Here is a 10,000-nt window from a genome sequence, read left to right as displayed (position 1 = left end):
CCCGGTTTCATGCTGCCGCCGCTGATGCTGTCGCACGATGAGATCGAGGCCATTGCGCTGGGGGTCAAATGGGTGGCCGGGCGCACCGACAAGGCCATTTCGGCGGCGGCGGTCAATGCGCTGGCCAAGATCAATGCCGTCCTGCCCGACGATATGCGCGACAGCCTGCAAACGACCGGCCTGATGGTGCCGCCGCCGTGGAAGGACGCCGAGGTGACGGAGTTTGAAGACCGTTACCTTAAAATGATCCGGCAGGCACTGAAGTCCGAGCGCAAGCTGATCATGGACTATAGCGACGTGAAGGAAGCGACGACGGCGCGTGTCGTCTGGCCCGTGGCGCTGGGCTTTTATGAGCGGGCGCGGTTGCTGGTCGGCTGGTGCGAATTGCGGCAGGATTTCCGGCATTTCCGCTCTGACCGTATTCTTAATCTGAGCGTTGCGGATGAGCGCTATCCGACGCGGCGCACGACGCTGCTCAGACAATGGCGCGAACAGGAAGACGCCATGTACCGGGCCTATGAGGCGCGTCAGGCCGAGACGGCATAAAAAACCGGAAGCGAGGGGGCGCTTCCGGCGGAGTTTCGGAGGGGGAGAGAGAAGGGGCGGGTCGCATCTCTCATCAGAGAGATACGAGAGACGCGACCCTTTCGGTCGGGGACCAAGGGCACCGATATGCGCCGACCGAAGCGGCATTCAGTGCCACACAACGTTTACTCGGCGGCTTCCAGTGCCTGCGGCGTGTTGCCGGAGGTCTTGATGGCAATCTGCTTCGGTTTCTTGGCTTCCGGGATTTCGACCACCAGATTGAGGGTCAGCAGCCCGTTGGCCAGTTCGGCTTCGGTGACGCGGATATGATCGGCAAGCTGGAAGCGACGCTCAAAGCTGCGTTCGGCCAGACCGCGATGCAGGAAGGTGCGTGACCCGTCTTCGGCGTCCTTCTTGCCCGTAACGGTCAGGACGTTTTCCTTGACCTCGATATTCAGTTGATCAGGGCGGAAGCCAGCGACGGCGATTTCGATGCGGTAGGCGTCGCCATCCCCATCGGTGCCGGTGGCTATGCGTTCGATATTGTACGGCGGCCAGCCCGGCGCGGTATCGGTGCGTGCGGCGGAATCGAGAAGGCTGACCAGACGGTCAAAGCCAACGGCGCTGCGGTACAGGGGGGAAAAGTCGATTTGAGTACGCATGAAAGTCTCCTTATCCAAAGCGAGATCGACAGCGGCGTAGAGCTGTCTTCGGTTGTCGGTTGGAACGCTTGCGCATCCCCGAAACGGGCGATGAAGCGGTCCAGAAAGACCCGGTGTAGGCGTCTTACGTCTATGGATTTGGGGAGGGTTTAGACGGCTTCAAGAGGGCACCCCAAATTTTGTAAACAAAAAAAGCGCAGGCGTGGGGCCTGCGCTTTTCGATGGTCGTCCCCCGCACGCGGGGGAGGTATGATCTCGATTAAGCCAGATAATATTTCGCCATGCTCGACAAAGGCTTGGCCTTGATCTTCGAGGCGTTGCCTGCCGTGCCGAACTGCACAAAGCGGTCATAGCAGACCTGCTGCATCGCCTCTTTAGCGGGTTTCAGGTACGAACGGGGATCGAAACCCGCCGGGTTTTCGATAAAGTATTTGCGGATCGTGCCGGTGATGGCCATGCGGCAATCGGTGTCGATATTGATCTTGCGCACGCCGATCTTGATGGCCTTTTGCAGTTCTTCGACCGGCACGCCGTAGGTTTGCGGCATTTCCCCGCCATAGGCGTTGATCAGGTCCTGAAGCTCCTGCGGCACCGAGGACGAGCCGTGCATGACGAGGTGGGTGTTGGGCAGGCGCTTATGGATTTCGGCGATGACGTGCATGGCCAGCACTTCACCGTCGGGCTTGCGCGAGAACTTGTAGGCGCCGTGCGAGGTGCCCATCGCAATGGCCAGCGCATCGACATTGGTTTTGGCCACAAAATCAACGGCCTGATCCGGGTCGGTCAGCAGTTGTGAATGGTCGAGCACGCCTTCGGCCCCGTGGCCGTCTTCGGCTTCGCCCATGCCGGTTTCCAGCGAACCCAGCACGCCCAGTTCGCCTTCGACCGACACGCCGCAGGCGTGGGCGAAATCGACGACGGTCCTGGTCACATTGACATTGTACTCAAAGTCGGCGGGCGTCTTGGCGTCGGCCATCAGCGAGCCGTCCATCATCACCGAGGTAAAGCCGTTCTGAATGGCCGTGGCGCAGGTCGCTGGCGAATTGCCGTGGTCCTGATGCATGACGATCGGCAGTTCCGGATAGATTTCGACCAGAGCGTCGATCATCTTGGTCAGCATGATGTCGTGCGCATAATTGCGCGCGCCGCGCGACGCCTGAATAATGACCGGACTTTCGGCCTTGCGGGCGGCGTCCATGACGGCCAGCCCCTGTTCCATATTGTTGATATTAAAGGCCGGTACGCCGTAATCGTTCTCGGCCGCGTGGTCGAGAAGCTGGCGCAGACTGATACGAGCCATGATAAATTTCCCTCTTTCATATGCTCAGTGAGGACCCTGCGGACTGGCCGGTTTCCGGTCTCAGGCCGCAAGGTCTGAAAATCATTCAAATATTAGTCCTTCTGGTTCCCTGACACCAGAGCGATAGCCTTTTCATTTAACCGAGTGCGGAGACGCCCGGCAAGTCCTTGCCTTCCATCCATTCGAGGAAGGCACCGCCCGCCGTGGACACAAAGGTCATGTCCTGCACCACACCGGCGTGGTTCAGCGCGGCAACCGTATCGCCGCCACCGGCCACAGCAACCAGCTTACCCGATTGCGTTTGTTCTGCCGCGAATTTCGCCGCTTCGACGGTTGCGGCGTCAAACGGTGGCAGTTCGAACACACCCAGAGGCCCGTTCCAGATCAGGGTCTTGGAGTTGGCGATGACGTCTTTCAGCTGCGCCACCGTTTTGGGGCCCGCGTCAAAAATCTTGTCGTCTGGGCTCAGCTCCGCCCCCAGATCAAGCGTGCGATTAGCCGCGTGCGCCTTGAAGTCCTGCGCCACCACGACATCGAGCGGCAGCAGGATGCGGCAGCCTTTGGCTTCAGCCTCTTTCAGGATTTCGAGGGCCGTGTCCTTAAGGTCTTTTTCGCAGAGGGAACCGCCGACTTCGTGTCCCTGGGCATAGAGGAAGGTGTTGGCCATGCCCCCGCCGATGGCCAGCGCATCGAGCTTACCCACCAGATTTTTCAGCAGGTCGAGCTTGGTGGAGACTTTGGAACCGCCGACAATACCGATGGTCGGGCGCACGGGTGTGCCCAGCGCGGCGTTCAGCGCATCCAGTTCGCGGCGCATCGACTCGCCGGCATAGGCGGGCAAAAGTTTCGCCACGCCTTCGGTCGAGGCATGGGCGCGGTGGGCGGCGGAGAAGGCGTCATTGACGTAGATATCGCCGAGCGCGGCCAGTTGCGCGGCAAAGTCGGGATCGTTCTTTTCTTCGCCTGCGTGGAAGCGCACGTTTTCCAGCAGGGCCACGCCCCCGGCGGGCAACAGTTTCAGCACATCGGCGGCGTCCGCACCCACGCAGTCTTCGGCAAAGGCGACGGTGGTCCCCAGCAGCGCCGACAGGGCCGGAGCGACGAACCGCAGCGACATTTCCGGCACGACCTTGCCCTTCGGGCGGTCGAAGTGTGCCAGCAGGGCGACTTTCGCGCCTGATTTTTGCAGCTTTTCGATGGTCGGTAAGGCCACCTTCAGGCGCGTGTCATCGGTGATGCGACCGTCTTCGACCGGCACGTTGAAATCGACGCGCACCAGCGCGGTCTTGCCGTGAAGGTCGGATACATCATCAAGGGTTTTGAAGGTCATGGGGCCTCGCTTAAGGGTCAGAAGCTGTAAATGGAGCCGATAATGCCTGATAAGAACACCCATCCAACAATGCTGCCGATCAGCATGGACACCAGCAGGAACAGGTAGGCTAAAGGCCGGTTGGAGATGATTAAGTTTCCGTTCTTAATTATTTCAGCGTTAGGATCGAGAAAGAATTTTTGAAAAAGAATTAGATATATCAATGGGATTGCCGCAAAAACAATAAATACGACGGCGAGAGGCGTAAAGAGTATCAAACATATCAGTGAAGCGAAAAACGGAGTGCCGGATAGAAAGCCACCTGCAGCCACCACAGGAACTTGGTGTTCACCTCCTGCTGATGGCGCTTTAGACGTGATTTTTCCGGTTCCACGAAGGCTGTGCCTTTATTGGAGAAACCCCGCCGGATCACTCCGGCGGGGCTTGGCCTATTACAGGAACTTGCCCAGCGCGACGGCGGTGTCCGACATGCGGGTCGAGAAGCCCCACTCATTGTCGTACCAGGTCAGGATGCGCACGAACTGACCGTCGATGACCTGCGTCTGCTTGAGCGCAAAGGTCGAAGAGGCCGGATTGTGGTTGAAGTCCGAAGACACCAGCGGCTCATCGGTATAGGCGAGGATGCCCTTCATCGGGCCGTCGGCGGCGGCGATGATGGCGGCATTGACCTCTTCGACCGTGACCGGGCGCGACGGCACGATCTTCAGGTCCACCACCGAGACGTTCGGGGTCGGCACGCGGATCGACGAACCGTCCAGCTTGCCCTTCAGGTGCGGCAGGACGAGGCCCACGGCCTTGGCAGCACCGGTCGAGGTCGGGATCATGCTGAGCGCCGCGGCGCGGGCGCGATACAGGTCCTTGTGCATGGTGTCGAGCGTCGGCTGATCACCCGTATAGGAGTGGATGGTCGTCATGTAGCCGCGCTCGATGCCGCACAGGTCCGACAGGACCTTGGCCACCGGCGACAGGCAGTTGGTGGTGCACGAGGCGTTGGAGATGACGGTGTCTTCGGCAGTCAGGGTGTCGTGGTTGACGCCATAGACGATGGTCTTGTCGGCATTGTCGCCGGGGGCCGAGATGATGACCTTCTTCGCGCCGGCTTCGAGGTGGGCCGAGGCCTTTTCCTTCGAGGTGAAGATGCCGGTGCATTCCATGGCGATATCGACCTTGAGCGCCGCGTGCGGCAGCTCGGCCGGGTTCTTGATCGCCGTCACCTTGATCGGGGCATAGGTCTTGCCATTGGCGGTGATGATCAGGCTGTCGCCATCGACCTTCACTTCGGCCGGGAACTTGCCATGCACGGAGTCGTAACGCAGCAGATGGGCGTTGGTTTCGACCGGGCCGAGATCGTTGATCGACACCACTTCGATGTCGGTACGGTTGTTCTCGATGATCGAACGCAGAACCAGACGGCCAATACGACCGAATCCGTTAATCGCCACACGTAAAGTCATTGTCACATCCCTTGTGCTCAGGGCCGTCGAAACCGGCGGCAAATCCATGTTTTTGCGACCTTGGTTTTGTCCCTAAGTCTCGCCAAGTCAAGCGCAAAATACCATCATGCGGCACGTGGTAGCGCTACCCGGTGCACGCCTTGTTTCGCAAGGTAACAGGCTGGGTTTGGGCGATGCCTCTCAGGCCAGCGGCAGGGTCAGACGGGCGTCCAGCCCTTCGACACGACCGTCTGTGACGCGATTGCGCAGGGTCAGGGCACCCTGATGCGCTTCGGCCAGAGCGCGGGCGACGCTGAGCCCCAGTCCTGCCCCGCCGGTGTCGCGGTTGCGTGAAGATTCCAGCCGGTGGAAGGGCTCAAACACCGCCTCCAGTGCCTCTTCCGGCACGCCGGGGCCGTCGTCGCTGAGTGTGACAACAACCTGATCGCCGTCACGCTGCACGCTGAGACGCGAACCGCCCGCATAACGGTGGGCGTTTTCAAACAGGTTGCACAGGATGCGCTTCATGGCGATGCTGTCGGCCATGACGGTCAGGCCCGGTTCTATCGGACCCATCTGCACATTGTGCAGATCGGCCATGTCCTCGGCCAGACTTTCGGCCAAGGCGCTCAGATCAAGCCGCACCACGTTCTGCGCCATCTTGTCCGCCGAGGCAAAGGTCATGGCCGAGCGGATCAGACCGTCCATATGGGCGATGTCCTGAGCGATCCGGTCACGCTCTTTGGCGGGCAGGCTCTCGATACGCAACCGCAGGCGCGCCAGCGGGGTTTTCAGATCGTGGGCGATGGCGGCAATGACGGCGGTGCGGCTTTCGACGTGCTGACGGATACGCACCTGCATGGCGTTCAGCACGTGCGTCGCCCGGCGCACCTCCGACGGCCCGCTTTCTTTCAGCGGTTCGGCGGCGCGGTCAAATTCGAGCTTGGCGGCCCCTTCGGCCAGGGCTGCGATCGGTTGGGTCAGACGGCGCGACAACAGCCAGGCCAAGGGCGCAATCAGGGCGGCGGTCAGCAGGAAGCCCAGCAGCAGACTGACCTGCCACGGTTCCGGGAACTGCCGCGGCGGGATCAGGCTGCGGTAACGTCCGTCCGGCAGCTGAAGCGCCGCGCGGAAGGCGGGGAAGGTGATCTGCTCATTGAAGCCGGGCGGCAGGCTGTTGAACAGAAAGGCCTCACGCATCCGGTGCAGGGTGGCCCCGTCCGGCGTCGCTCCCGCTGGCGGGGCAGACGGAGGCCCCATATTCGGGCGTCCGGCGCGCTCGGCAAACACGCCCTGAAAGCCGGGACCTCGCGGCCCCTGATCGGGCAGGCGAAAAACTATGCGGTCCGGGCCGAAACGGTTGCGGCGAAAGTCCCGGCGACCGTCGATAAAGACGCGGCTTTCCGGCACCTTGAGGGATTGGGCCAGCCTCTGGCGCATCAGTTGTTCAAAGCCATTTTCACCGAAAGGATGCGGCGGCCTTTCACGGATAAAGGCGGGCGGAGTGCTGAGGGTTTCGGTTTTGAGCGTGCGGCCATTGCGCAGTTTGACCTGCCCTTCGCTTAGCGCCCTGGCCGCCTCGTTCAGCGTGTAGCCTGAGGGTTTGGGCGGCGGCATCAGCACCACCAGCGCAATATTGATCAGGATAGAGATGATCAGCACGAAGACGCAGAGGCCCATGACCTGCGTAAAGATGGGCAGGCGGGTCAGGTATCGCGGCAGGGGGGGCAGGGGCACGGCGGGGTAGGCTTACTTTAGAGGGCGGAACATATAGCCGATGCCGCGAATGGTGCGGATAATTTCTTCACCATCGTTCGCCTCATCGTTCAGCTTGCGGCGCAGGCGGGAAATCTGCACATCAATCGCGCGGTCGAAATTGTCGCTGTTGGGGCCATGCAGGTGGTCGAGGATCTGATCGCGGGTGAGGGCGCGGCCCGGTCGCTCAAGAAACACGCGTAACAGTTCAAATTCGGCATTGGACAAAGCCACCTGCACGCCGTCGGGGCGTTGCAGAGTGCGTTTGATATTGTCGAGCGTCCAGCCGAAAAAGGTCGTCAGGGGCGATTTTTCACCCTGACCACGGCCGTCGCCGCGCCGCATCACCGCCCGGATACGCGCCAGAAGCTCACGCGGGTGAAAGGGCTTGGCCAGATAGTCATCGGCCCCCAGCTCAAGGCCCACTATGCGGTCGATCTCCTCGCCCTTGGCCGACAGCATGATAACCGGCGGTCCGCCTTTTTGATTGAGACGCTTGCAGATCGACAGGCCGTCCTCGCCCGGCATCATGTAGTCGAGCACGACCAGACCGATATCGCCGCGTTGCAGCACCTTGTCCATCTCGCGCCCGCTGGCGGCGGTGTGGACCTCGAAACCGTTCTGGCTGAGGAAGCCCGAAATCAGTTCGCGGAGGTCGAAATCGTCATCGACGACGAGAATGTGCGGGCGATGGGGGCTGGCGGCGGTGTCGGGCGTCATGAGATATCTTACATGTAGTCGGGAACAGGCGTGACTTATGACGCGACATCTGGGTCGCAGAATGTCGCCCCGGACACACCAAGACACATTTTGGTCAAATTTCAACCAACACTGAAATTCTGAGGACATGTCGCCCGTGCATTCTGGGGCCTCCAGATGTTGGGAGACACCCCATGACACGTAATCGCCTGTTCCTGTCCGGCCTTGTGGTCGGCAGCGCCCTGATCGTCGCAAGCCTACCCGTATGGGCCGAAGACAAGGCGGCCCCGCCACCTCCGCCGCCCGTTTTTGAGGCGATGGACAGCAACAAGGATGGCCAGATCAGCAAGGCTGAGTTTGAAGCCTTCCGGCCCCCGCACTGCGCACCCGTTGGCGCGGAAGGCCCTGATGCCAAAGGCCCGCCAATGGGTCCGCCCCGTCTTGAGGCGCTGGACAGCGATCATGATGGCAAGCTGTCGTGGGCAGAGGTTTCGGCCCCTCTGAAAGCACATTTCGATGCCGCCGAAAGCAATAAAAACGGCTTTATCGACGCCGATGAACGTCTGGCCCTGCCCAAACCGCCGCACGGTCCGGACGGGAAGGGGCCCAAAGGTGACGTCCTGAGGTTCCATCCCGGTGCATGCGGGCCACAGAAGAATTAGGCCGCTTTTCTCAGCTTTGCAGCAGACCGTCGCGTTCGGCGATCGTCAGAAGCCGCCATTTTCCCGGCCGCAGATCCCCCAGCGTCAGATCACCCATCTGGGCGCGGTGCAGGGCTTCGACGTGGTTGCCGACAGCGGCGAACATGCGGCGCACCTGATGATAACGCCCTTCATAGAGGGTCAGGCGTGCGGTCTTTTCGCCCGTCTGTTCCATCACCGCCGGTTTTAGTGGTGTTTTTTCCGACTCGAGCATCAGTTCACCGGAAGCGAAAATCGCCGCTTCGCGCCCTTCGAGCGGTCGGGCCAATGTCACCTCATAGATTTTGGCAACGTGGTTTTTAGGCGAGATGATGCGGTGCAGATAGTCGCCGTCATCGGTAAACAGCAGCAGACCCGACGTCTCCGAATCGAGCCGTCCGACGGTGGACAGGACGGGCTTACGCTCGCTGAACCGATGTGGCAGCAGTTCATAGACCAGCTTGCCCGTGTCTTTCAGCGAACAGACATAGCCGGTCGGCTTGTTGAGCATCAGCACCACGCCGTGTGCCGGATCGAGCGGGCGCTCATTGAAGCGGATATCCTCATGGGCGGTTTTGGCATCGTCTTTCAGGACGTTGCCTTCGGCGTCGGTGACGATCCCCATGCGGATATATTTCTGCACCTCCTTGCGCGACCCGTAACCAAGATTGGCCAGAAGTTTGATCAGCCTCATTTAATCCCCCGATAGACCTTATAGTCGCGGTCTTCGTGCAGCAGGCTGACGCTCTTGAAGGCGGCTTTCAACCCGGCTTCATAGGGCAGGTGGCGGTTGGCGACCATATACAGGCTGCCGCCGGGTTTCAGCGCGGCGGCGGCGCTGCGGATAAAGGCCTGCCCCAGTTCCGGCTGATCGGCGCGCCCGGCATGAAAGGGCGGATTAGAGACGATAAAGTCGTAGGGACCATCTATGCCCTTGGTCACGTCGTTCCAGCGGTAACGGACCCGTTCGCCATAGGCGTTGAGATTGAGTTCGGCCAACTCTATCGCCCGCTGTTCCGCCTCATAGAGGTCGAGGCGCACCTCCGGATGGCGGCGCAGCACCTCATCACTCAGATAGCCGTAGCCGCCGCCCAGATCGGCCCCATGACCGCTCAGGGCAGGCAGATGCGCCACCAGTCGCTCTGACCCCGCATCAATGCGGTCCCAGGCGAACAGGCCGGGGCGGCTTTGGAAACGCCCATCCAGGATCGGGCGCGGTGCATCGAGCGTCCGCCACTGCGCCACCTGATCGGCGTTAATCGCATCGGTGGTGGCCCAGAAGGCGCGGCACTTGTTCTTCGATAGCGAGGCCACCGTACCGCACAGGGCTTTCAGGTCGTTTTCGACCGTCTTGGCCCCTTCGAGATTGGAGACGCAGGCCAGCACGATGCCGCCCGGTTCGGCGCTTTCGACGGCGCGAGCCAAAAGGGCGCGGTATTCCTCGCGCTGGCGCGGCGGCAGAACAATCACCAGCGGATAGCGCGCCGTGTCGCTGGCCGTGCGCAGGGTGAAGCCCGCCTGTTTCAGCCGGTCGTGTTCGGGTTTAAAGCTTTGGTCGCAGATCAGCCGCGTGCGGTCCACACCGCTCAAAGCCGCGCCATAGCGGGCGCGCAGGA

11 protein-coding genes are annotated in these 10,000 nt (G+C 61.1%); 2 read left to right on the top strand and 9 right to left on the bottom strand.

What is annotated here, in order from left to right; translation table 11 throughout:
- A partial coding sequence (locus LDL37_RS03435) for a WYL domain-containing protein (protein ID WP_290794370.1) occupies window positions 1-546 on the top strand: 546 nt, incomplete at its 5' end.
- Window positions 547-710: 164 nt separating this feature from the next.
- On the opposite strand, the gene LDL37_RS03430 is transcribed toward LDL37_RS03435, so the two are convergent.
- From LDL37_RS03430 to LDL37_RS03400, 7 genes are all read right to left on the bottom strand, one after another.
- Window positions 711-1,187: an Hsp20 family protein gene (locus LDL37_RS03430; RefSeq protein ID WP_272741290.1), complete on the bottom strand. Its 477-nt coding sequence runs from the start codon at window positions 1,185-1,187 to the stop codon at window positions 711-713.
- A 259-nt stretch (window positions 1,188-1,446) separates the two neighbouring features.
- Complete coding sequence (fba, locus tag LDL37_RS03425; RefSeq protein WP_290794365.1) at window positions 1,447-2,487, bottom strand: class II fructose-bisphosphate aldolase; 1,041 nt, start codon at window positions 2,485-2,487, stop codon at window positions 1,447-1,449.
- 136 nt (window positions 2,488-2,623) lie between these two features.
- Window positions 2,624-3,817, bottom strand: coding sequence for a phosphoglycerate kinase (locus LDL37_RS03420; protein WP_290794362.1), 1,194 nt, complete (start codon window positions 3,815-3,817; stop codon window positions 2,624-2,626).
- 17 nt (window positions 3,818-3,834) lie between these two features.
- The gene (locus LDL37_RS03415; RefSeq protein ID WP_290794360.1) at window positions 3,835-4,128 is read right to left on the bottom strand and encodes a hypothetical protein; all 294 of its coding nucleotides are present in this window, start codon (window positions 4,126-4,128) and stop codon (window positions 3,835-3,837) included.
- A 120-nt stretch (window positions 4,129-4,248) separates the two neighbouring features.
- Window positions 4,249-5,271: a type I glyceraldehyde-3-phosphate dehydrogenase gene (gene gap, locus LDL37_RS03410; protein WP_272741287.1), complete on the bottom strand. Its 1,023-nt coding sequence runs from the start codon at window positions 5,269-5,271 to the stop codon at window positions 4,249-4,251.
- A 180-nt stretch (window positions 5,272-5,451) separates the two neighbouring features.
- The gene (locus tag LDL37_RS03405; RefSeq protein WP_290794355.1) at window positions 5,452-6,987 is read right to left on the bottom strand and encodes an ATP-binding protein; all 1,536 of its coding nucleotides are present in this window, start codon (window positions 6,985-6,987) and stop codon (window positions 5,452-5,454) included.
- Window positions 6,988-6,999: 12 nt separating this feature from the next.
- Complete coding sequence (locus LDL37_RS03400; RefSeq protein ID WP_013479145.1) at window positions 7,000-7,725, bottom strand: response regulator transcription factor; 726 nt, start codon at window positions 7,723-7,725, stop codon at window positions 7,000-7,002.
- A 173-nt stretch (window positions 7,726-7,898) separates the two neighbouring features.
- Between LDL37_RS03400 and LDL37_RS03395 the strand changes: the two genes are divergently transcribed.
- Entirely contained in the window at window positions 7,899-8,366 is a 468-nt protein-coding gene (locus LDL37_RS03395) for a hypothetical protein (RefSeq protein WP_290794350.1), read from the top strand.
- Window positions 8,367-8,376: 10 nt separating this feature from the next.
- On the opposite strand, the gene LDL37_RS03390 is transcribed toward LDL37_RS03395, so the two are convergent.
- Entirely contained in the window at window positions 8,377-9,078 is a 702-nt protein-coding gene (locus LDL37_RS03390; protein ID WP_290794348.1) for a pseudouridine synthase, read from the bottom strand.
- A partial coding sequence (locus LDL37_RS03385; protein ID WP_290794345.1) for a class I SAM-dependent methyltransferase occupies window positions 9,075-10,000 on the bottom strand: 926 nt, incomplete at its 5' end. The genes LDL37_RS03385 and LDL37_RS03390, both read right to left, overlap by 4 nt.

It is taken from the genome of Asticcacaulis sp. (assembly GCF_020217185.1).
Taxonomy (GTDB): domain Bacteria; phylum Pseudomonadota; class Alphaproteobacteria; order Caulobacterales; family Caulobacteraceae; genus Asticcacaulis.
Note: the sequence above shows the minus strand (reverse complement) of the source record. Positions and strands in the feature narration are given on the sequence as shown.